The organism is Bacillus sp. lyk4-R2A-2 (assembly GCF_030209735.1).
GTDB classification, from domain to species: domain Bacteria; phylum Bacillota; class Bacilli; order Bacillales; family Bacillaceae; genus Bacillus; species Bacillus pumilus.
In genome coordinates, this window is the sequence record NZ_JARVRK010000004.1 from 614,970 (window position 1) to 635,698 (window position 20,729).

The following is a 20,729-nucleotide window of genomic DNA, read 5'->3' on the forward strand; positions in this document are numbered from 1 at the left end:
ACCAAAGTCATTGTGATCTTTGGTTCTTTTTACATGGAGAGGAGCGTGTATCATGCACATACATATCGTAGCCGGCGGTCCTTTTGAATACATCCCGCCACTTGAACGTGAAGCATCACAGGAGGATGTTCTCTGGATTGGCGTAGACCGTGGAACCCTCTTCTTACTAGAGCACGGTATTACCCCTGCCAAAGCCTTTGGTGATTTTGACAGTGTGACAGAAAAAGAGCTTCGGGAGCTGAAAGAGAAATTGCCTGCTGTGAATGTATTTCAAGCTGAAAAGGATGAAACCGATTTAGAGCTTGCACTGAACTGGGCACTAAGTCAGCATCCAGCACATATTTACATCTATGGTATTACAGGAGGAAGGGCGGATCATTTTCTAGGAAATATCCATCTTCTTTACAAAGGGATTCAGCACAAGCAGAATATCACCCTTGTAGACAAACAAAATATCATTCAAATGTTTGAACCTGGTACATACGAAATAAAAGAAGATCAGGATAAAAAATATGTATCGTTTTTACCCTTTGGAACACCGGTTGAAAAGCTGACGTTAAAAGGTTTCAAATATCCTCTGAAAAATTGTCATATTGAGCCTGGTTCCACACTATGTATTAGTAACGAACTCATCCACTCAAATGGTACTTTTTCTTTTCATGAAGGCATATTAATAATGGTAAGAAGCAAAGATTGACCAACCTATCAATGTGGATGGCTGATTAAGCTCAATTGTGCTGCAAGCGGTACTTTTAGGAGGGGGACAAAATGAAATTTTATACAATCAAACTGCCTAGATTTCTTGGCGGCATTGTCCGTGCGATGCTTGGTTCATTTAAGAAAGATTAATGAGTAATCTCCTTTATTTCCACATAAAAACGCCTGCTACAAGTTATTGTAGCAGGCGTTTACTCTTGCTTATACACGCTCAACTTTACCAGATTTCAAAGCTCGAGCTGATACATATACTCTTTTAGGCTTACCGTCCACTAGAATACGAACTTTTTGAAGGTTCGCGCCCCATGTACGTTTTGTAGAGTTCATTGCGTGAGAACGATTGTTCCCAGCTTTTGTTTTTCTGCCTGTAATAACGCATTTACGTGCCATTTGTTTCCCTCCTAACTGCGAAAACATCATCATATTCTTCATATACGTACTTAGAGATGCCTCAAGATACTTTAATAATTTACCACAGCTTCAAGGGGTTTGCAAGGATTGTTTACTCCTCTTTCAAGAAAAATACCTTGACATCTTGATAAAAAATCAAGGCTATAGTATAAGTAGGATTGGGTCGGATTGAATGATTTCTTTTAAAAAGAAGGGTCTTATAGTAAAATAGTGATAACTCAGGGCAATTTCTCAAAAAGGGGGAACCAATGTGTCCATTGAACTTAGAACGAAATACGGACAAATTGATATATCAAATGAAGTCATTGCAATGGTGGCAGGAGGCGCTGCGATCGATTGCTATGGTATTGTTGGGATGGCGTCCAAAAATCAAATCAAGGACGGCTTGACGGATATTCTCCGTAAAGAGAACTTCAGCCGGGGTGTTCTTGTGCGTCAAAAAGAAGACCGCATTCATATTGATATGTACATCATCGTCAGCTACGGTACAAAAATATCAGAAGTCGCACATAATGTTCAAACGAAAGTCAAATATACGATTTCTCACACAGTTGGACTTTCTGTTGATTCGGTCAACATTTATGTACAAGGAGTAAGAGTTACGAACCCGTAGTAAGGAGGAAATATATTGTCTATTAGAAATCTTGATGGCCGCTCATTTGCAAAAATGATTCTTGCAGGTGCTCACCATCTTTCTCAAAACGCACAAATTGTGGATGCGTTAAATGTTTTTCCAGTGCCAGATGGAGACACGGGGACAAATATGAATTTGTCAATGACTTCAGGGGCAAAAGCAGTTGAAGAAACAAATACCGATCATATTGGGAAGGTCGGCGTGGCCTTGTCAAAAGGGCTATTGATGGGCGCAAGAGGAAACTCAGGCGTCATCCTATCACAGCTCTTTAGAGGTTTCAGTAAAAATATAGAACAAAAAGAGACGATTGACGCCAAAGAATTTGCCCTTGCCTTGCAGGCCGGTGTTGATACAGCCTATAAAGCCGTGATGAAACCGATTGAAGGGACCATCTTAACGGTCGCAAAGGATGCAGCAAAGAAAGCGGTTGCTGTTTCAGCAACCGAAAATGACATTGACCGCGTTCTTGAGTTAACGATTGAGGAAGCGAGAGCATCACTTGATCGAACGCCAGATCTACTTCCTGTTTTAAAAGAAGTAGGCGTTGTCGATAGTGGAGGTAAGGGACTTCTCTGCGTATATGAAGGTTTCCTTGCTTCATTAAGAGGAGAGGACCTCCATCTGAAAGCGGCCTCTTTGCCAACGTTAAAAGAACTTGTCAGTGCAGAGCATCATAAAAGTGCACAAAGCCATATGAACACTGAAGATATTGAATTTGGTTATTGTACTGAATTTATGGTGAAATTTGAAGAAGAGAAACAGTCCTTTGATGAGAATGCCTTCAGAGAAGACTTAAGCGAATTCGGAGATTCACTTCTTGTGGTATCTGATGAAACGCTGGCGAAAGTTCATATTCATGCAGAGCAGCCTGGAGATGTCTTATCCTATGCACAGCGCTACGGCAGCCTGATCAATATGAAAATTGAAAACATGAGAGAGCAGCATAGCTCGATTGTGAACGAAGAAAAAGAACATGCGCCCGCTGCACCAAAGGCACCTGCTGCTGAAAAACAGCGCTTTGGAGTCGTCAGTGTCGCAATGGGAGAAGGAATTGCTGACTTGTTTAAAAGTATCGGAGCTTCCGTCGTCATTGAAGGCGGACAGACGATGAACCCAAGTACAGAAGACATTGTCACAGCAATTGAAAGCGTACATGCCGAAACCGTCTTTATCTTACCTAATAATTCTAATATTGTCATGGCAGCGAAACAGGCGGCAACTGTCTCAAGTCGTGAGGTTGTTGTCATTCCAACGAAGACCGTTCCTCAAGGAATGTCGGCACTTCTTTCTCTCAATGAAGCAGCTTCAAATGTAGACAACGAAGCGGCGATGCTAGAAGCGATTGACCACGTGAAAAGCGGCCAAATTACCTTTGCGGTGAGAGATACCCAAATTGATGGAATCGACATTGCCAAAGGAGATTATATGGGTCTCTTTAACGGAAAAATCACCTTAACTGCGAAAAATCAATTAGATGCAGCAAAAGAACTTTTGACCAAAATGGTGACAGAAGATGATGAGATTGTTACGATCATTAAAGGGGAAGATGCATCATCTGAAGAGATGGATGAGTTAGAAGCCTTTATTGAAGAAACATTTGAAGATATAGAAGTTGAAGTCCACGATGGAAAACAGCCGCTTTATTCATATATTTTGGCTGTCGAATAACGAAAGAAGGGCAAATAAAGCCCTTCTTCTTCTTTTGCAATTTTTTACTAACGATTCAACGGTGAAATGAGTTGCGGGAAACGATTGAATCCATTAGTCTAAAGAAAGAACCAAACCAATATGTGAGTGGTTATGAGAGGGGAAGACCTATGAAATTTAGAAGTGTGTTTGATATTATTGGACCCGTCATGATTGGTCCATCAAGTTCGCACACAGCGGGTGCGGCTCGAATAGGAAGAGTGGCTCGCAGCTTATTTGGAAGAGAACCGAAGCGAATTGTCGTTTCATTTTATGGCTCTTTTAAAGATACGTATAAAGGACATGGTACAGATGTCGCCATGATCGGCGGCGTTCTTGACTTTGATACATTTGATGAACGCATCAAAACAGCGATCGATATTGCAAAAAGCAAAGGGATCGACATTGAATTTAAAGAAGAAGATGCGGTACCAGCGCATCCGAATACAGCAAAAGTAGAGATATCAGATGCGAACGGAAGCCTTGAATTAATCGGGATTTCCATCGGCGGTGGTAAAATCGAAATTACTGAACTGAATGGCTTTGAGCTCAGACTTTCAGGAAATCATCCTGCCATTCTTGTGGTTCATAACGATCGCTACGGCACGATTGCGGCAGTCGCCAACGTGTTAGCGAAATTCGCCATCAACATCGGTCATATGGAAGTGGCGCGTAAAGATGTCGGGCAAGAGGCTCTGATGACCATCGAAGTGGATCAAAATATTGACCCAGCTGCCTTATCAGAGCTTGAAACACTGCCAAACATTATTCAAGTCACACAAATTGCAGAGTAACAACAAGGAGGTTATGAATGATGTTTAAAAACGTCAAAGAACTCGTGCAGCTAACAGAAGAACGGAATACCTCCATTTCAGAAATCATGATTACGCAAGAAATGGAAGTAACAGGGAAATCACGTGAAGATATTTTCTCCCAGATGTACCGCAACTTAGAAGTGATGGAACAAGCCGTAGAAAACGGGCTAAAAGGTGTGAAATCATTATCCGGTTTAACAGGCGGAGATGCGGTCAAACTTCAAGCGTATATCGCATCAGGCAAAACATTGTCTGGTCATACGATATTAGATGCTGTTAGTAAGGCAGTGGCAACAAATGAAGTCAATGCCGCAATGGGGACGATCTGTGCAACGCCTACAGCAGGCTCAGCAGGTGTTGTGCCAGGTACGTTATTTGCAGTAAAACAAACATTAAAGCCAACAAAGGAACAAATGGTCAGATTCCTATTCACTTCTGGCGCATTTGGTTTTGTTGTGGCCAATAATGCGAGCATCTCTGGTGCAGCAGGCGGCTGTCAGGCTGAGGTAGGCTCAGCATCAGGGATGGCGGCAGCAGCCATTGTCGAAATGGCAGGCGGTACACCTCAGCAATCTGCTGAAGCAATGGCGATTACACTGAAAAATATGCTTGGACTTGTTTGTGACCCAGTAGCTGGACTTGTTGAGGTACCGTGCGTAAAACGAAACGCCATGGGTGCATCAAATGCGATGATTGCAGCAGATATGGCACTTGCCGGCATCACAAGCCGTATCCCATGTGATGAAGTCATTGATGCGATGTATAAAATCGGTCAAACCATGCCAACGGCACTTCGCGAAACAGCACAAGGCGGACTTGCTGCGACACCGACAGCAAGAGAGCTTGAAAAGAAGATTTTCGGAGGTGTGACCCCATCTCGTGATACAGAAACTGCAAGATAATGTCTCAGTCCTTAAGGGGATTGGAGAAGAAACCGAAAAAACACTCAATGAACTTGGAATTCACACAGTAGCCGATTTACTTGGCTACTTTCCTTATCGATATGACGACTATGAGCTTCGTAACTTAGAAGAAGTAAAGCATGACGAACGTGTCACAGTTGAAGGAAAAGTGCACAGTGAGCCCGTCCTCACCTATTATGGAAAAAAACGAAGCAGGCTGACATTCAGGCTGCTTGTCGGGCGTTTTCTCATCACAGCAATTTGCTTCAATCGTCCTTATTTAAAACGAAGCCTTGTGTTAGGTGATACGGTATCCGTCACTGGCAAATGGGATAAAAACCGTCAATCGATCATGGTGCAGGAATTTAAAAAAGGGACGCACGAGCAAGATGGCAGTATAGAGCCTGTTTATTCAGTAAAAGAAAATGTAACCGTGAAAATGATGAGGCGTTTTGTCAAACAAGCCCTGTCACTTTATGTAGATAAAGCTGAAGATCCACTGCCAAAGCAGCTTGTCTCTACCTATAAACTCATGTCCTATCAGGAAGCATTAAAAACCATCCATCTGCCAGAAACAAGAGACTCGCTCAAGCAAGCAAGACGCCGCTTTGTGTACGAGGAATTTCTTATTTTCCAGCTGAAGATGCAGGCCATCAGAAAGAAAGAACGAGAAAAAACATCGGGCATCCAGCATCCGTTTTCTAAAGACGCTGTTTTTGAGTTTGTTCACAGTCTGCCATTTCCGCTTACAAAGGCACAATCAAGAGTGCTTGATGAAATTATGTCTGATATGGCGTCCCCGTACCGGATGAACCGTCTGCTGCAAGGGGATGTAGGTTCAGGGAAAACTGCTGTTGCAGCTATTGCACTATATGCCGCTCATTTATCCGGCTATCAAGGTGCATTAATGGTTCCAACAGAGATTTTGGCAGAGCAGCATGCAGATTCCCTTTATCAGCTGTTTGAAAAATGGGGACTAAATATCGCTCTACTAACAAGCTCTGTGAAAGGAAAGCGCCGCAGAGAATTGCTAGAACGTCTAAAAGAGGGCGAGATTGATATATTAGTCGGAACGCATGCGCTCATCCAAGACGAAGTCGAATTTCAGCAGCTCGGTCTTGTGATCACAGATGAGCAGCACCGGTTTGGCGTCGAGCAAAGGAAAAAACTAAGAAGTAAAGGGCAGGACCCAGATGTCTTATTCATGACTGCCACACCTATTCCGCGCACACTTGCGATCACTGTTTTTGGAGAAATGGACGTTTCCGTCATTGATGAATTACCAGCCGGCAGAAAACAGATCGAAACGTATTGGGTCAAGCATGACATGCTTGAGAGGATTCTTGCATTTGTAGATAAAGAGCTAAAAAAAGGAAGACAGGCATATATTATTTGTCCACTCATAGAAGAATCGGACAAGCTGGATGTCCAAAATGCGATTGATGTCCACAGCATGCTGACAGAGGCATACCGCGGTAAGTGGTCGATCGGCTTAATGCACGGGAAACTGGCGAGTGATGAAAAAGATCAGGTGATGAGAGACTTTACAGCAAATGAAGTACAAATTCTCGTTTCAACCACAGTCGTTGAAGTGGGTGTCAACGTGCCGAATGCGACCATCATGGTCATTTACGATGCAGACCGCTTCGGACTGTCTCAGCTTCATCAGCTCAGAGGCCGGGTTGGACGCGGAGAGCATCAATCATTTTGTGTTTTAATGGCGGATCCAAAATCGGAAACCGGGAAAGAGCGGATGAGGATTATGTCCGAAACAACCGACGGCTTTGAGCTGTCTGAAAAGGACTTAGAGCTAAGAGGACCCGGTGATTTCTTCGGTAAAAAACAAAGCGGAATGCCTGAATTTAAAGTAGCAGATATGGTTCATGACTACAGAGCACTGGAAACCGCTAGAAAAGATGCGGCAGAACTTGTGCAATCAGATGCATTTTGGACAGATTCCGAATACAAAGAACTTCGGCAAACACTTGTAGACAGCGGGGTGCTGGGCGGAGATAAATTAAGCTGATCAAGCGCTGGAGGAATTTTCTTGTCTTTTTGAAACAAGGATTGATTTATCATCTATGAGATTATATACTACTATTAGTACCTAGTCATAAATGTACGGATGGTGTCTGCATATGAAACTAAATAAAAAAGAACGTCAAAAGCTTCTCCAGCAAACGATCAGCTCGACTCCGTTCATTACTGATGAAGAATTGGCAAGTAAATTCGGTGTAAGCATTCAAACGGTTCGTCTTGATCGTTTGGAACTGTCAATTCCTGAATTACGCGAAAGAATTAAGCATGTGGCCGAAAAGACATTAGAGGATGAAGTGAAGTCACTTCCGCTGGATGAAGTGATTGGAGAAATGATTGATGTAGAGCTTGATGATCAAGCCATTTCCATTTTAGAAGTGAGAAAAGAGCATGTATTTAGCCGAAACCAAATTGCCAGGGGACATCATCTCTTCGCCCAGGCAAATTCGCTTGCAGTAGCGGTCATTGACGATGAACTGGCTTTAACAGCAAAAGCGAATATTAAATTTACAAGGCAGGTTAAACAAGGCGAACGAGTTGTCTCAAAAGCCAAAGTAGCCTCGCATGATAAAGAAAAAGGCAGAACTGTAGTTGAAGTAAACAGCTATGTCGGTGAGGAAGTTGTCTTCTCAGGTGACTTCGTCATGTATCGCTCAAAACAAAAGTAAAAGGTGGCACGTAATATGAGAATTGCAGTCGATGCAATGGGGGGAGACCATGCCCCTAAAGCCATTATTGACGGTGTGCAAAAAAGCTTAACGGCATTTTCAGATATCGAGATTACACTTGTCGGCGATGAAAATAAAATCAAACCATACATAACAAATAACGAGCGCATCACGATTTTAGATGCAAAAGAAGTCATTGAACCGACAGATGAACCAGTGCGTGCAGTTAGACGTAAAAAGGATTCATCTATGGTGAAAATGGCGCAAGAAGTATCCGAAGGACGAGCAGATGCTTGTATTTCAGCAGGAAACACTGGCGCACTCATGACAGCAGGACTGTTTATCGTAGGAAGAATTGATGGCATCGATAGACCGGCACTTGCTCCAACACTGCCAACACTTGATGGCAGTGGGTTTTTATTACTAGATGTCGGCGCAAACGTTGATGCCAAACCAGAACACCTTGTGCAATATGCGATGATGGGTTCAATCTACGCAGAGCGTGTTTTTCCAAAGAGCAATCCGCGTGTAGGATTGTTAAATGTAGGAACAGAAGATAAAAAAGGCAACGATCTCACAAAAAAAACCTTTGAATTATTGAAAGCATCAAATTTGAATTTCGTAGGAAATGTGGAGTCTCGTGATTTACTAGAAGGTGTAGCTGATGTCGTTGTCACAGATGGTTTCACAGGAAATATCGCCCTGAAAACGATTGAAGGCACAGCTCTTTCTGTCTTTAAAATGCTGAAAGAAACATTAACATCCAGCTTCACAGCAAAAATAGCGGCTGGCATGATGAAGCCGAAATTGATGCAGATGAAGTCTAAAATGGATTACTCCGAATATGGCGGTGCCGCTTTATTTGGTTTAAAGGCACCTGTCATTAAAGCGCACGGTTCCTCTGATGAAAACGCCATTTTTCATGCCATTCGTCAGGCACGTGATATCGTAGAAAAAGACGTTTCAGCCATCATTCATCAAGAAGTCCAAAAAGAAACCACGAACGAGTCTTAATGGAGGTATAGCAGCATGACTAAAATTGCATTTTTATTCCCTGGCCAAGGCTCTCAAAAAATTGGCATGGGAAAAGATTTATTTGACCAAGAAGCAGTATCTAAAGCTGTATTTGAAGAAGCAGACAAGACCCTCGGTTTTGACTTATCTTCAATGATTTTTGAAGGAGATGCAGAAGAGCTGACGCTCACTTATAACGCGCAGCCAGCTCTTTTAACGACAAGTATCGCCATCTTAAAGAAATTTGAAGAGAGCGGAATCAAAGCAGATTACGCAGCAGGACATAGCCTTGGTGAATATACGGCCCTCGTTGCGGCAGGCGCACTTTCGTTTCAAGATGCTGTCTATGCAGTGAGAAAGCGCGGCGAATTAATGAACGAAGCTGTTCCAGCAGGAGAAGGCGCTATGGCAGCGATCCTTGGCTTAGATCAAGCTGCGCTTTTAGAAGTGACAAAAGAAGTGACAGAGAGTGGTCATCTTGTAGAACTCGCTAACTTAAACTGTCCTGGTCAAATCGTGATCTCTGGTACAGCAAAAGGGGTTGAACTCGCTTCAGAGAAAGCGAAAGAAAAAGGCGCAAAACGTGCGATTGCCCTTGAAGTGAGTGGACCTTTCCATTCTGCCTTAATGAAACCAGCCGCTGAAAAATTCACAGATGTTCTGTCAAAGCTAAGCATTACAGATGCCAAAACACCAGTGATCTCAAATGTCACAGCAGACATCGTTACATCTCGTGATGCTATTGAAACAAAGCTCATTGAACAATTGTATTCTCCTGTTCGATTTGAAGAAAGTGTAGAACGTCTGATTGATTTAGGCGTGACAACGTTTATTGAAATTGGCCCAGGCAAAGTGCTTTCAGGTCTTGTGAAAAAGGTCAATCGCCGCCTGACAACTATTTCAGTTTCAGATCAGGAAACAATTGAAGCAGCCATTGAAACATTGAAGGAGGATTCTTGATGCTTACAAATAAAACAGCCGTTGTAACAGGTGCATCACGCGGGATTGGCCGTTCTATTGCGATCGATTTAGCAAAGAATGGTGCAAATGTTGTCGTCAACTATTCTGGAAACGAAGCAAAAGCAAATGAAGTCGTAGACGAAATCAAAGCACTTGGCCAGCAGGCATTTGCCGTTAAAGCTGATGTTTCAAATGCTGAAGAAGTACAATCGCTCATGAAACAAGCGATTGACACATTTGGCTCAATTGACATTCTTGTCAATAATGCAGGGATCACAAAGGATAATCTGCTCATGAGAATGAAAGAAAATGAATGGGATGACGTCATTAACATAAACTTAAAAGGTGTCTTTAACTGTACAAAAGCCGTGACACGTCAAATGATGAAACAGCGCAGCGGAAGAATCATCAACTTGGCTTCAGTAGTTGGCGTATGTGGAAATCCTGGACAAGCAAACTATGTTGCAGCAAAAGCTGGTGTCATCGGATTAACGAAAACAACAGCAAAAGAGCTGGCAACTCGTCATATTACAGTCAATGCAGTAGCACCAGGCTTTATTTCTACAGATATGACAGACAAGCTTGATGAGAATGTACAAACTGAAATGCTTAAGCAGATCCCGCTTGCACGCTTTGGTGCACCTGAAGATATTAGCAACGTTGTTGTCTTTTTAGCTTCAGAAGGAGCAGGTTATATTACAGGCCAAACCATCCAAGTAGATGGCGGAATGGTCATGTCCTAAGAAATATCAAAATTTCATTAGGTTTTCTCTAGTTTTTTAAAAACGAATCAACTATAATACTTTGAGGGGAGGTGAAAGGCAATGGCAGACGTATTAGAGCGTGTATCAAAAATTATTGTAGACCGCCTTGGCGTTGATGAGGCTGACGTGAAAATGGAAGCTTCATTTAAAGAAGATTTAGGCGCTGATTCCCTTGATGTAGTTGAGCTAGTTATGGAACTTGAAGATGAGTTCGATATGGAAATTTCTGACGAAGATGCTGAAAAAATTGCAACAGTCGGTGACGCTGTGAACTACATAAATAGCCAGCAATAAGCGTAACAAAGTCCCGTCTGTTTTCATGACGGGACTTTCAAAATTTATGTTAGTTTCAACATATTCAGCTGATCAATTGTCAGCCTTTTTCAGATGCTAAGGAGCAAAGTTTCCTTGCATGTAGAAAGAGAGACTCCATATAATCAGTATCCTTAAAGGCGATTAAGCCTACCTGGAGGTTGCTATGCCAAAACAATATAAAGACAAACAGAAACAGAGCAAAAAACTAGAGCAATTTAGAGAATTCCAGCAGCGTATTTCTGTACACTTTCAAAATGAAAAACTTCTATATCAAGCCTTTACGCATTCCTCTTATGTGAATGAACACCGGAAAAAGCCATACGAGGATAATGAAAGACTTGAATTTCTAGGAGATGCTGTTTTAGAATTGACCATCTCTCAATTCTTATTTGCGAAATACCCTGCGATGAGCGAGGGAGATTTAACAAAACTAAGAGCAGCGATCGTATGTGAACCGTCACTTGTGTCTCTGGCACATGAGCTGTCCTTCGGAGACCTTGTTCTTTTAGGAAAAGGCGAAGAAATGACAGGCGGGAGAAAACGCCCAGCACTTTTAGCGGACGTATTCGAGGCGTTTATCGGGGCACTTTATTTAGATCAAGGGCTTAAGCCAGTGGAGCGATTCCTAGAAGCCTATGTTTATCCGAAAATTAATGATGGAGCGTTCTCGCATGTCATGGACTTTAAAAGCCAGCTGCAAGAATTCGTTCAGCGCGATGGAAAAGGTGTACTTGAATACCACATCCTGCATGAAAAAGGACCAGCACACAACCGGGAATTTGAAGCAAATGTCTCCCTTCGCGGAGAAGTGCTTGGAATTGGAAATGGCCGCAGTAAAAAAGAAGCAGAACAGCATGCTGCACAGGAAGCACTTGCTAAATTGCAGAAACATCATATGAACCAATAAAATCCCCCTCGTCATTCAGGGGGATTTCACTCTGTTTTCCATCATCTTTTTTCACTTCATATGGTAAGATAATAGTACTTTAAATACATAAGGAGGATCACTCTCATGTTCCTCAAACGTTTAGACGTGATAGGATTCAAATCTTTTGCACAGCGAGTGACCGTGGACTTTGTCAAAGGGGTCACCGCTGTTGTTGGACCAAACGGAAGCGGCAAAAGTAATATTACCGATGCCATCCGCTGGGTACTTGGAGAACAATCAGCGAAAAGCCTCCGCGGAGGAAAAATGGAAGACATCATTTTTGCAGGAAGCGACTCAAGAAAAAGAGTCAACCTAGCAGAAGTGACTTTAACATTAGATAACGAAGATCACTTTTTACCGATCGATTTTCACGAAGTCAGTGTGACAAGAAGAGTCTATCGTTCAGGAGAAAGTGAATTTCTCATAAACAATCAATCTGTCCGCTTAAAAGATATTATTGATCTTTTCATGGATTCAGGTCTTGGAAAGGAAGCTTTTTCGATCATCAGCCAAGGAAAGGTAGAGGAAATTCTATCTAGTAAGGCAGAAGAGAGAAGAAGCATCTTTGAAGAAGCGGCTGGTGTTTTGAAATATAAAACAAGAAAGAAAAAAGCCGAGAATAAACTGTTTGAAACGCAGGACAACTTAAACCGAGTAGAAGATATTCTGCATGAACTAGAAGATCAAGTAGAACCATTAAGAATGCAGGCATCTATTGCAAAGGACTATTTGCAAAAAAAAGAAGAGCTTGAAAATGTCGAAATCGCCTTAACTGTCCATGACATCGAAGCACTTCATGAAAAATGGACAACACTTGGTGAAGCTGTCGAGCGCTTCAAACAAGATGAAATGAAGCAATCCACAGATATTCAAGCAAAAGAAGCTAAAATTGAAGAGTCAAGAGACCGAATTCAAGCACTTGACGAATCAATTAATGACCTGCAAGAAGTTCTTCTTTTCACAAGTGAGGAATTAGAAAAGCTTGAAGGTAAAAAAGAAGTACTAAAAGAACGGAAGAAAAATGCAGCCGCAAACCAAGGGCAGCTAGAAGAAACGCTCATTCGTTTAACTGAAAAGCAGGCGCAGCTAACCGAAAAGATTCAGCAGCAGAAAATCGCGCGGGACAGCCTTCAAAAAGAAGTGCAGCAGCTAAAAGATGAAGTGAAAACAAAGCAGCATCAACTGTCGCTTCATACTGAAGATGTGGAAGGTCAAATTGAACAGCTGAAAAGCGATTATTTTGATCTGCTCAATGAACAGGCTTCCATCCGCAACGAACGCAAATTATTAGAAGAACAGCAGCGCCAAGCGGCCATGCAGCTAGATCGGCTCACGCAAAACAACCAAAAACACATTGAAGAACGTGTGTCTGTCAAAGAGAAGAAAACAGAGGCTGAGCAGCAGCTTTCAGCCCTAGAAGAAGACATTCTGGCTCAGGTCAAGCGTTTTAGAGAAGCGGAGCAAAAACTTGAGCAAATGAAACGTCAATACGAGAAAAAAGAAACGGCTCTTTACCAAGCCTATCAATATGTGCAGCAGGCAAAGTCAAAAAAAGAGATGCTAGAATCCATGCAGGAAGACTTCTCAGGCTTTTTCCAAGGAGTAAAAGAGGTCTTAAAGGCAAAAGAACGGTTAGGCGGTATTCACGGTGCCATTGCAGAGCTGATTCAAACAGATCAGCAGCATGAGACAGCGATTGAAATCGCGTTAGGCGCAGCAACGCAGCACGTCGTCACAGAAAACGAAGCCGCAGCGCGACAAGCAATTGCATACTTAAAGCAGCACTCCTTTGGACGAGCAACCTTCCTGCCAATGAATGTGATCAAAGAACGAACCATTCAGCATAGAGACGTCCAAACAGCCGAGCAGCACGCTGCATTTATCGGTGTAGCAAGTCACCTTGTTTCCTTTGAAGAAAAGTATCAAAAGGTCATACAGAACTTGCTTGGAACGGTTCTGATCGTTAGAGACTTAAAAGGCGCCAATGAACTGGCAAAAATACTTGGTCATCGTTATCGCATCGTGACCCTCGATGGAGATGTTGTGAACCCCGGCGGTTCAATGACTGGTGGCGGTGTTAAGAAAAAGAACAACTCCCTTCTTTCAAGAAACCGTGAAATCGAAACATTAACAAAGCAGCTTGTTGAAATGGAAGAAAAAACGACGATCCTTGAAAAGGAAACAAAAGAAACGAAGCAATTGATTGCAGCAAACGAAAGTCAATTAAACGAACTGCGTCAGCGGGGAGAAACGCTTCGAGAACAGCAGCAAAAGCTCAAAGGGAAGCTATACGAACTGCAAGTAGCAGAAAAAAATATTAATGCTCACCTTGAACTCTATGACCAAGAAAAAGAAGAATTGCAGCTGCGTTCTACTGAACTTACAGATAAGGACAAAAAGCAGGCAGCTCTTGAAGTTTCTATAGGGGAGAAATTGACCACCCTTGATCAAGAGATCAATACATTAACAAAGCGTAAGCAGACCCAAAGCTCAACGAAAGAAACCATTTCTGCCGAATTAACAGAGCTGAAAATCTCGCTTGCCAAAAAAGAGCAGTCCTTAGCGAATGAACAAGAAAAGCTTTCGAGCTTAATGGCCGAATTAGAAGAGGCTGAACAAACGCTGACGGAAACAAAAGAAGATCTGTCACTCTTAACAAGTGAAATGACATCTAGCTCAAGCGGAGCAGAACAGCTGGAAGAAGCGGCGAAAGAGAAGCTTGAAAATAAAAACAAAACAACCGCGCTCATTTCAGAGCGGCGCAAACAGCGTCTTGCTCTTTCTGAAACGTTAGAATTTGCTGAACGTGAACTGAAAGAACAAAAACGCCTTTACAAGCAGCTCACCACAAGCTTAAAAGATGAAGAAATTAAGCTTGGCCGTATGGAGGTTGAGCTCGACAACCTCATCGCTTATTTGAACGAAGAGTATGCTCTTTCGTTTGAAGGGGCAAAAGAGATGTATCATCTGACGTTATCGCCAGATGAAGCAAGAAAACGAGTGAAGCTGATCAAATTAGCCATTGAAGAGCTAGGAACAGTGAACTTAGGCAGCATTGATGAGTATGAACGAGTAAATGAACGCTACCTTTTCTTAACAGAACAGCGAAATGATCTGACAGAAGCGAAAAATACATTATTCCAAGTGATCGAAGAAATGGATCAAGAGATGACAAAGCGCTTCTCTGAAACATTCTCGCAAATTCGCGGGCATTTTGAATCAGTTTTCCAAGCATTATTTGGCGGCGGGAAAGCAGATCTTAAGCTGACAGATCCAAACGATTTACTAAACTCTGGCGTTGATATTGTCGCGCAGCCGCCAGGGAAAAAGCTGCAAAACTTAAGCCTTCTTTCAGGCGGTGAGAGAGCATTGACAGCGATCGCTTTACTATTCTCTATTTTAAAAGTCAGACCTGTTCCATTCTGCGTGTTAGATGAGGTAGAAGCGGCGCTTGATGAAGCCAATGTTTTCCGCTTTGCACAATATTTAAAAAAATACAGCGAAGAAACACAATTCATAGTCATTACGCACCGCAAAGGAACAATGGAAGAAGCAGATGTGCTCTACGGTGTTACGATGCAGGAGTCAGGTGTTTCTAAGCTTGTATCTGTCAAACTAGAAGAAACGAAAGAGCTTGTCCAGTAATTAAAGGAGGTTTTTGAACCAAATGAGCTTTTTTAAGAAATTAAAAGAAAAATTTACGCAGCAAACCGATTCAGTATCAGAAAAGTTTAAGGATGGACTTGAAAAAACAAGAAACTCCTTTCAAGGAAGAGTAAATGAACTCATTTCACGCTACCGTAAAGTTGATGAAGACTTTTTTGAAGAATTAGAAGAAGTTCTGATCGGCGCGGATGTCGGTTTCACAACGGTGATGGAACTGATTGATGAGCTGAAAAAAGAAGTGAAACTAAGAAACATTCAAGACCCAAGTGAAGTACAATCGGTCATCTCTGAAAAACTGGTTGAAATCTACAATAGCGGAGAGGAACAAATCTCTGCGCTGAATATTGAAGACGGGCGATTAAATATCATTTTATTTGTCGGTGTCAATGGCGTTGGGAAAACAACGACGATCGGCAAACTTGCAAATAAGCTGAAAAATGATGGGAAATCCGTCATTTTGGCAGCAGGTGATACATTCCGTGCCGGTGCGATAGAGCAGCTTGAAGTATGGGGAGAGCGTTCAGGTGTCCCTGTTGTCAAACAGACGGCTGGCTCTGACCCAGCAGCGGTGATCTATGATGCCGTTCAATCAGCAAAAGCGAAAAATGCGGATGTCCTTATCTGTGATACAGCAGGAAGACTACAAAACAAAGTCAACTTGATGAAAGAACTGGAGAAGGTCAAGAGAGTCATTGAACGCGAGGTTCCAGATGCACCGCATGAAGTGCTGCTCGCTCTTGATGCAACAACGGGTCAAAATGCGATGGCACAAGCGAAGGAATTTTCTAAAGCGACGAATGTGACAGGAATTGCTTTAACAAAGCTTGACGGCACTGCAAAAGGCGGGATTGTCCTTGCAATTCGAAATGAGTTAAACATCCCCGTGAAGCTCGTCGGTTTAGGTGAAAAGGTAGACGATCTGCAAGAATTCGATGCAGAATCGTATGTGTATGGATTATTCTCAGACGTGATTGATCAAGAGGACTAACAAAAATGCCGGCAAAAATTGCTGGCATTTTTATTTATACGCCGCTTCATGCAGTGACAAGATAAAAACTTGACACACAGTAGAGAACCGTGTAAACTTAGTTGATGTAAAGGGAATGAACTTAACAAAGGGGAGAGAGCCCATGACGCTTGAAAAAACAACGAGAATGAACTACTTGTTTGACTTCTATCAATCGTTGTTAACCGCAAAGCAAAAGAGCTACATGTCGCTTTACTACCTAGACGATTTTTCCCTCGGTGAAATTGCGGATGAATATGAAGTATCAAGACAGGCTGTTTATGATAATATTAAACGGACTGAAGCGATGCTTGAACAATATGAAGAAAAGCTGCTCTTGTTTAAGAAATTTAAAGAGCGTAAAGAACTTCTCAAAAAAATGAGTGAGCTCGTAGCAGATTCCGCTCAGATGGAAGAAGCAGAAGCTTTAATTGAATCGCTTGAGAAATTAGATTAGGAGGCGGCACAGTATGGCATTTGAAGGATTAGCCGACCGACTGCAGCAGACGATTTCAAAAATCCGCGGCAAAGGAAAAGTGTCAGAACAAGATGTAAAGGAAATGATGCGCGAGGTACGCCTTGCCCTTCTTGAAGCTGACGTCAATTTTAAAGTAGTCAAAGACTTTGTGAAAAAAGTAAGTGAGCGGGCAGTTGGACAAGAGGTCATGAAAAGCCTTACCCCTGGGCAACAGGTCATTAAAGTTGTAAAAGAAGAACTCACTGAATTAATGGGCGGAGAAGAGAGTAAAATCGCTGTAGCGAAAAAATCTCCGACGGTCATTATGATGGTTGGTCTTCAAGGGGCAGGTAAAACCACCACAACTGGGAAGCTTGCCAATTTACTTCGCAAAAAACATAATCGCAAGCCGATGATGGTGGCTGCAGATATTTACAGACCAGCAGCGATCCAGCAGCTTGAAACGCTAGGGAAACAGCTTGATATGCCTGTGTTTTCATTAGGTGATCAAGTCAGTCCTGTCGAGATTGCCAAACAGGCAATCGAAAAAGCGAAAGAAGAACACCATGATTATGTCATTTTAGATACAGCAGGACGCCTTCATATTGATGAAGAATTGATGGATGAACTTCAGAAAGTAAAAGAAGTAGCGAGTCCAGAAGAAATTTTCCTTGTTGTTGACTCTATGACAGGTCAAGATGCTGTCAATGTAGCGAAAAGCTTTAATGAACAGCTAGGTTTAACAGGTGTCGTTTTAACGAAACTAGACGGGGATACACGAGGCGGTGCAGCACTTTCCATTCGAGCTGTCACTAATACGCCGATTAAATTCGCCGCGCTAGGTGAAAAGCTTGACGCGATTGAACCATTCCACCCAGAACGGATGGCATCAAGAATTCTTGGCATGGGAGATGTGCTTACACTGATTGAAAAAGCACAGGCAAACGTGGACCAAGATAAAGCGAAAGAGCTTGAACAAAAAATGCGGACCATGAGCTTTACACTCGATGATTTCCTCGAGCAGCTTGGCCAAGTTCGTAACATGGGTCCACTTGATGAATTGATCCAAATGATGCCGGGAGCCGGTAAAATGAAAGGGCTCAAAAACGTCCAAGTAGACGAAAAGCAGCTCAATCACATCGAAGCGATCATTAAATCAATGACGACCGAGGAAAAAGAACAGCCAGAGGTCATCAATGCAAGCCGAAGAAAACGGATTGCAAAAGGAAGCGGAACATCTGTACAGGAAGTCAATCGCCTCTTAAAGCAATTTGACGAAATGAAAAAGATGATGAAGCAAATGACCAACATGTCCAAAGGAAAGAAAAAAGGCTTTAAATTACCATTTATGTAATTGGTTATACATGATAAAACCGTTGTTAAGAAAAAACACTTTACAAACCCTTTTATCATTGTTAATATACTATCTTGTTGAAATATTTTCGGAGGTGCTAGTAAAATGGCAGTAAAAATTCGTTTAAAACGTATGGGATCAAAAAGATCTCCTTTCTATCGTATTGTAGTAGCAGATTCTCGTTCACCACGTGATGGTCGTTTCATCGAAACAGTTGGAACATACAATCCAGTGTTATCACCAGCTGAGGTGAAAATCAACGAAGAATTAGCTCTTAAATGGCTTCAAAATGGTGCGAAACCATCTGATACAGTTCGCAACCTTTTCTCAAGCCAAGGAATTCTTGAAAAATTTCATAATGCGAAAAACAGCAAATAATGAATGAGCTGTCCTTGGAAGAATTGATTGTGTCCATCGTCGAGCCACTTGTTGATTTCCCAGAAGATATTCACGTATCTTCATTAGAAAAAGATGAGCAAGTGATTTACACACTGTCTGTCAATGCTGAAGATACCGGAAAGGTGATCGGAAAGCAGGGACGTACAGCGAAAGCGATACGAACAGTCATGTTTGCAGCAAGTGCAGAGTCTTCTAAGAAAGTTCAACTTGAGATTGCTGACTAAAAAGGGAGAGGGCTTAGGACCTCCCCTTTTTTTACACGTTTAAATCTATTTTTCGTTATACTGTAGAGGACAAATGCCTTCGGATAGGGGGACAAAAAGGAAGATGCAGATCATTCAACATGTCACCGTCATGCAAGTATTAACTGAAAGCAGTAAGGACAAACTGTTAACGACTTTTTTGGAGAAAAAAGAAAGACTAGAACGTGAATGCAACCAACTATATTTTCAACTGAAAAAACATGAAAAAGAACCACATCAGCAAGAAGCCATCCCTCAATTTCAAAAAGCCATCGATAAACGGCAGGAGAAGATCCAGCAAATTGACTTTCAAGTAGAGCAGCTGCATATTTTGCCGCTTGGAAGTGAAATGAAAGAGACAGAAGTGGATGCGCTGGTTGAAGTGAAAATAGGTGATAAATGGGATGACAAGATGCAAGACAATGTCATCGTCGTGAAAGACGGCACCATTGTGGAAATACGTCAGGGGTGATTGAGAACATGGAACAAGAATGGTTGAATGTTGGAAAGATTGTCAATACACACGGAGTGCGCGGAGAAGTACGCGTCGTGTCAAAGACAGATTTCCCAGAAGAGCGTTACAAAAAAGGAAGCGTCCTCTATATTTTTAAGCAAGGTCAAGGGGAGCCGCTGAAAGCCACTGTCGCATCACATAGGCAGCACAAACAGTTTGATTTGCTCACATTTGAAGAAATTAGCTCATTAAATGAAGCAGAGCTATTGAAAGAATCAATCTTAAAAGTAGAAAAAGAACATCTCGTCTCTTTAGATGAAGGAGAATTTTATTTCCACCAAATCATTGGCTGTGAAGTATACGATGAAGAGGATCAGCTTGTCGGCCAAATCAAAGAGATTTTAACACCAGGGGCAAATGATGTCTGGGTGGTCGGAAGAAAAGGCAAAAAAGATGCCCTGATTCCTTATATCCCATCTGTCGTCAAAAAGATCGATATCTCATCCAAAACCATACACATTGAAGTGATGGAAGGACTCATTGACGAATGAAAATCGACTTCTTAACACTTTTTCCTGAAATGTTCGAAGGTGTGCTCCACTCATCGATCTTAAAAAAGGCACAGGAGAAAGAAGCCGTCTCATTCAATGTTGTCAATTTTAGAGAGTATTCGGATCATAAGCATAAAACAGTAGATGACTATCCGTATGGCGGCGGTGCTGGTATGGTACTGAAAGCACAGCCCGTATTCGATGCGGTAGAAGATTTAACGAAGAAAGCAAGCAAGAAGCCCCGAATTATTCTTGTCTGTCCTCAAGGAGAAAGATATACACAAAAGAAGGCAGAGGAACTTGCAAAAGAAGAACACCTTATGTTCATTTGCGGCCATTATGAAGGCTACGATGAGCGCATCAGGGAGCATCTTGTCACAGATGAAATCTCAATCGGAGATTTCGTTCTCACAGGCGGAGAGCTGCCAGCGATGATGATTGCAGACAGTGTGGTCAGGCTTTTGCCTCATGTGCTTGGAAAAGAAGCGTCTCACATTGAAGATTCATTTAGTACAGGTTTGCTAGAGCATCCTCACTATACAAGGCCAGCCGATTATAAAGGACTAAAAGTGCCGGAAGTGCTCCTCTCTGGAAATCATGCCAAAATTGAAGAGTGGCGGCGCAAAGAATCCTTGAAGCGAACCTATACAAGAAGGCCAGATTTGATCGATTCATGCAAAACGTTAACAGATGAAGAAAAAAGATGGCTTTGGCAGCTTCATAATGACTAGATTGTATTGCACACTGCA

General features: G+C 42.2%; 23 protein-coding genes. 22 read left to right on the top strand and 1 reads right to left on the bottom strand.

Annotated elements, in window-relative coordinates; genetic code table 11:
- The first annotated feature begins 52 nt into the window (after positions 1-52).
- Together QRN39_RS05925 and spoVM are read left to right on the top strand one after the other, a co-directional pair.
- Entirely contained in the window at positions 53-697 is a 645-nt protein-coding gene (locus QRN39_RS05925; protein WP_284906458.1) for a thiamine diphosphokinase, read from the top strand.
- A gap of 71 nt (positions 698-768) precedes the next feature.
- On the top strand, positions 769-849 hold the full coding sequence (gene spoVM / locus QRN39_RS05930; protein WP_008354550.1) for a stage V sporulation protein SpoVM: 81 nt from the start codon (positions 769-771) through the stop codon (positions 847-849).
- 69 nt (positions 850-918) lie between these two features.
- Here the strand turns inward: spoVM and rpmB are convergent, their stop codons facing one another.
- A complete protein-coding gene (gene rpmB / locus QRN39_RS05935) occupies positions 919-1,107 on the bottom strand; it encodes a 50S ribosomal protein L28 (RefSeq protein ID WP_003212514.1) in 189 nt (62 codons plus the stop codon).
- 271 nt (positions 1,108-1,378) lie between these two features.
- On the opposite strand from rpmB, the gene QRN39_RS05940 reads away from it, so the two are divergent.
- The 20 genes from QRN39_RS05940 to trmD all read left to right on the top strand — a co-directional run bounded on the left by QRN39_RS05940 (position 1,379) and on the right by trmD (position 20,711).
- Entirely contained in the window at positions 1,379-1,741 is a 363-nt protein-coding gene (locus QRN39_RS05940; protein ID WP_003211680.1) for an Asp23/Gls24 family envelope stress response protein, read from the top strand.
- Positions 1,742-1,756: 15 nt separating this feature from the next.
- Positions 1,757-3,430 (top strand): DAK2 domain-containing protein, encoded by a 1,674-nt coding sequence (locus QRN39_RS05945; RefSeq protein ID WP_253622623.1) that lies wholly within the window; start codon positions 1,757-1,759, stop codon positions 3,428-3,430.
- 149 nt (positions 3,431-3,579) lie between these two features.
- Positions 3,580-4,242 carry an L-serine ammonia-lyase, iron-sulfur-dependent subunit beta gene (sdaAB, locus tag QRN39_RS05950; RefSeq protein WP_003212160.1) on the top strand — a complete coding sequence of 221 codons (663 nt, stop codon included), beginning with the start codon at positions 3,580-3,582 and terminating at the stop codon, positions 4,240-4,242.
- 20 nt (positions 4,243-4,262) lie between these two features.
- Complete coding sequence (gene sdaAA / locus QRN39_RS05955) at positions 4,263-5,165, top strand: L-serine ammonia-lyase, iron-sulfur-dependent, subunit alpha (protein ID WP_034620038.1); 903 nt, start codon at positions 4,263-4,265, stop codon at positions 5,163-5,165.
- The gene (gene recG / locus QRN39_RS05960; RefSeq protein ID WP_284906463.1) at positions 5,143-7,191 is read left to right on the top strand and encodes an ATP-dependent DNA helicase RecG; all 2,049 of its coding nucleotides are present in this window, start codon (positions 5,143-5,145) and stop codon (positions 7,189-7,191) included. The genes sdaAA and recG overlap by 23 nt, the downstream gene beginning before the upstream one ends.
- Positions 7,192-7,303: 112 nt before the next feature.
- Positions 7,304-7,870 (top strand): transcription factor FapR, encoded by a 567-nt coding sequence (gene fapR, locus QRN39_RS05965; protein WP_003210820.1) that lies wholly within the window; start codon positions 7,304-7,306, stop codon positions 7,868-7,870.
- 15 nt (positions 7,871-7,885) lie between these two features.
- Positions 7,886-8,884, top strand: coding sequence for a phosphate acyltransferase PlsX (gene plsX / locus QRN39_RS05970; protein WP_003211133.1), 999 nt, complete (start codon positions 7,886-7,888; stop codon positions 8,882-8,884).
- A gap of 15 nt (positions 8,885-8,899) precedes the next feature.
- Positions 8,900-9,844, top strand: coding sequence for an ACP S-malonyltransferase (gene fabD, locus QRN39_RS05975; RefSeq protein WP_253622622.1), 945 nt, complete (start codon positions 8,900-8,902; stop codon positions 9,842-9,844).
- The gene (fabG, locus tag QRN39_RS05980) at positions 9,844-10,587 is read left to right on the top strand and encodes a 3-oxoacyl-[acyl-carrier-protein] reductase (protein WP_050945057.1); all 744 of its coding nucleotides are present in this window, start codon (positions 9,844-9,846) and stop codon (positions 10,585-10,587) included. The genes fabD and fabG overlap by 1 nt, the downstream gene beginning before the upstream one ends.
- 81 nt (positions 10,588-10,668) lie before the next feature.
- On the top strand, positions 10,669-10,902 hold the full coding sequence (gene acpP, locus QRN39_RS05985; RefSeq protein WP_003212028.1) for an acyl carrier protein: 234 nt from the start codon (positions 10,669-10,671) through the stop codon (positions 10,900-10,902).
- Positions 10,903-11,086: 184 nt separating this feature from the next.
- On the top strand, positions 11,087-11,830 hold the full coding sequence (gene rnc, locus QRN39_RS05990; protein ID WP_284906468.1) for a ribonuclease III: 744 nt from the start codon (positions 11,087-11,089) through the stop codon (positions 11,828-11,830).
- A 105-nt stretch (positions 11,831-11,935) separates the two neighbouring features.
- Positions 11,936-15,496, top strand: a complete 3,561-nt coding sequence (gene smc / locus QRN39_RS05995; RefSeq protein WP_284906470.1) for a chromosome segregation protein SMC — start codon at positions 11,936-11,938, stop codon at positions 15,494-15,496.
- Between the two features lie 22 nt (positions 15,497-15,518).
- Positions 15,519-16,505: a signal recognition particle-docking protein FtsY gene (ftsY, locus tag QRN39_RS06000; RefSeq protein ID WP_003211188.1), complete on the top strand. Its 987-nt coding sequence runs from the start codon at positions 15,519-15,521 to the stop codon at positions 16,503-16,505.
- A gap of 142 nt (positions 16,506-16,647) precedes the next feature.
- Positions 16,648-16,980, top strand: a complete 333-nt coding sequence (locus QRN39_RS06005; protein ID WP_003210763.1) for a putative DNA-binding protein — start codon at positions 16,648-16,650, stop codon at positions 16,978-16,980.
- A 13-nt stretch (positions 16,981-16,993) separates the two neighbouring features.
- The gene (ffh, locus tag QRN39_RS06010) at positions 16,994-18,334 is read left to right on the top strand and encodes a signal recognition particle protein (protein ID WP_050945055.1); all 1,341 of its coding nucleotides are present in this window, start codon (positions 16,994-16,996) and stop codon (positions 18,332-18,334) included.
- Between the two features lie 105 nt (positions 18,335-18,439).
- A complete protein-coding gene (rpsP, locus tag QRN39_RS06015) occupies positions 18,440-18,712 on the top strand; it encodes a 30S ribosomal protein S16 (protein ID WP_003212139.1) in 273 nt (90 codons plus the stop codon).
- Positions 18,712-18,957, top strand: coding sequence for a KH domain-containing protein (locus QRN39_RS06020; RefSeq protein WP_012009937.1), 246 nt, complete (start codon positions 18,712-18,714; stop codon positions 18,955-18,957). Before rpsP ends, QRN39_RS06020 begins: the two co-directional genes overlap by 1 nt.
- Positions 18,958-19,060: 103 nt before the next feature.
- Positions 19,061-19,447, top strand: coding sequence for a YlqD family protein (locus QRN39_RS06025; protein ID WP_050945054.1), 387 nt, complete (start codon positions 19,061-19,063; stop codon positions 19,445-19,447).
- 8 nt (positions 19,448-19,455) lie between these two features.
- Positions 19,456-19,980, top strand: a complete 525-nt coding sequence (gene rimM, locus QRN39_RS06030) for a ribosome maturation factor RimM (RefSeq protein WP_284906476.1) — start codon at positions 19,456-19,458, stop codon at positions 19,978-19,980.
- On the top strand, positions 19,977-20,711 hold the full coding sequence (gene trmD, locus QRN39_RS06035) for a tRNA (guanosine(37)-N1)-methyltransferase TrmD (protein ID WP_003211682.1): 735 nt from the start codon (positions 19,977-19,979) through the stop codon (positions 20,709-20,711). The genes rimM and trmD overlap by 4 nt, the downstream gene beginning before the upstream one ends.
- The last annotated feature ends 18 nt before the right edge of the window (positions 20,712-20,729 follow it).

Excerpts from the sequence above, each read along its gene's own strand:
- plsX (WP_003211133.1), top strand. The coding sequence starts at position 7,886 with ATGAGAATTGCAGTCGATGCAATGGGGGGAGACCATGCCCCTAAAGCC.
- QRN39_RS06025 (WP_050945054.1), top strand. The coding sequence starts at position 19,061 with ATGCAGATCATTCAACATGTCACCGTCATGCAAGTATTAACTGAAAGC.
- trmD (WP_003211682.1), top strand. The coding sequence starts at position 19,977 with ATGAAAATCGACTTCTTAACACTTTTTCCTGAAATGTTCGAAGGTGTG.
- sdaAB (WP_003212160.1), top strand. The coding sequence starts at position 3,580 with ATGAAATTTAGAAGTGTGTTTGATATTATTGGACCCGTCATGATTGGT.
- sdaAA (WP_034620038.1), top strand. The coding sequence starts at position 4,263 with ATGTTTAAAAACGTCAAAGAACTCGTGCAGCTAACAGAAGAACGGAAT.
- ftsY (WP_003211188.1), top strand. The coding sequence starts at position 15,519 with ATGAGCTTTTTTAAGAAATTAAAAGAAAAATTTACGCAGCAAACCGAT.
- QRN39_RS06020 (WP_012009937.1), top strand. The coding sequence starts at position 18,712 with ATGAATGAGCTGTCCTTGGAAGAATTGATTGTGTCCATCGTCGAGCCA.
- QRN39_RS06005 (WP_003210763.1), top strand. The coding sequence starts at position 16,648 with ATGACGCTTGAAAAAACAACGAGAATGAACTACTTGTTTGACTTCTAT.
- fabG (WP_050945057.1), top strand. The coding sequence starts at position 9,844 with ATGCTTACAAATAAAACAGCCGTTGTAACAGGTGCATCACGCGGGATT.
- QRN39_RS05925 (WP_284906458.1), top strand. The coding sequence starts at position 53 with ATGCACATACATATCGTAGCCGGCGGTCCTTTTGAATACATCCCGCCA.
- fapR (WP_003210820.1), top strand. The coding sequence starts at position 7,304 with ATGAAACTAAATAAAAAAGAACGTCAAAAGCTTCTCCAGCAAACGATC.
- rnc (WP_284906468.1), top strand. The coding sequence starts at position 11,087 with ATGCCAAAACAATATAAAGACAAACAGAAACAGAGCAAAAAACTAGAG.
- ffh (WP_050945055.1), top strand. The coding sequence starts at position 16,994 with ATGGCATTTGAAGGATTAGCCGACCGACTGCAGCAGACGATTTCAAAA.
- spoVM (WP_008354550.1), top strand. The coding sequence starts at position 769 with ATGAAATTTTATACAATCAAACTGCCTAGATTTCTTGGCGGCATTGTC.
- rimM (WP_284906476.1), top strand. The coding sequence starts at position 19,456 with ATGGAACAAGAATGGTTGAATGTTGGAAAGATTGTCAATACACACGGA.
- acpP (WP_003212028.1), top strand. The coding sequence starts at position 10,669 with ATGGCAGACGTATTAGAGCGTGTATCAAAAATTATTGTAGACCGCCTT.
- fabD (WP_253622622.1), top strand. The coding sequence starts at position 8,900 with ATGACTAAAATTGCATTTTTATTCCCTGGCCAAGGCTCTCAAAAAATT.
- smc (WP_284906470.1), top strand. The coding sequence starts at position 11,936 with ATGTTCCTCAAACGTTTAGACGTGATAGGATTCAAATCTTTTGCACAG.
- rpsP (WP_003212139.1), top strand. The coding sequence starts at position 18,440 with ATGGCAGTAAAAATTCGTTTAAAACGTATGGGATCAAAAAGATCTCCT.
- rpmB (WP_003212514.1), bottom strand. The coding sequence starts at position 1,107 with ATGGCACGTAAATGCGTTATTACAGGCAGAAAAACAAAAGCTGGGAAC.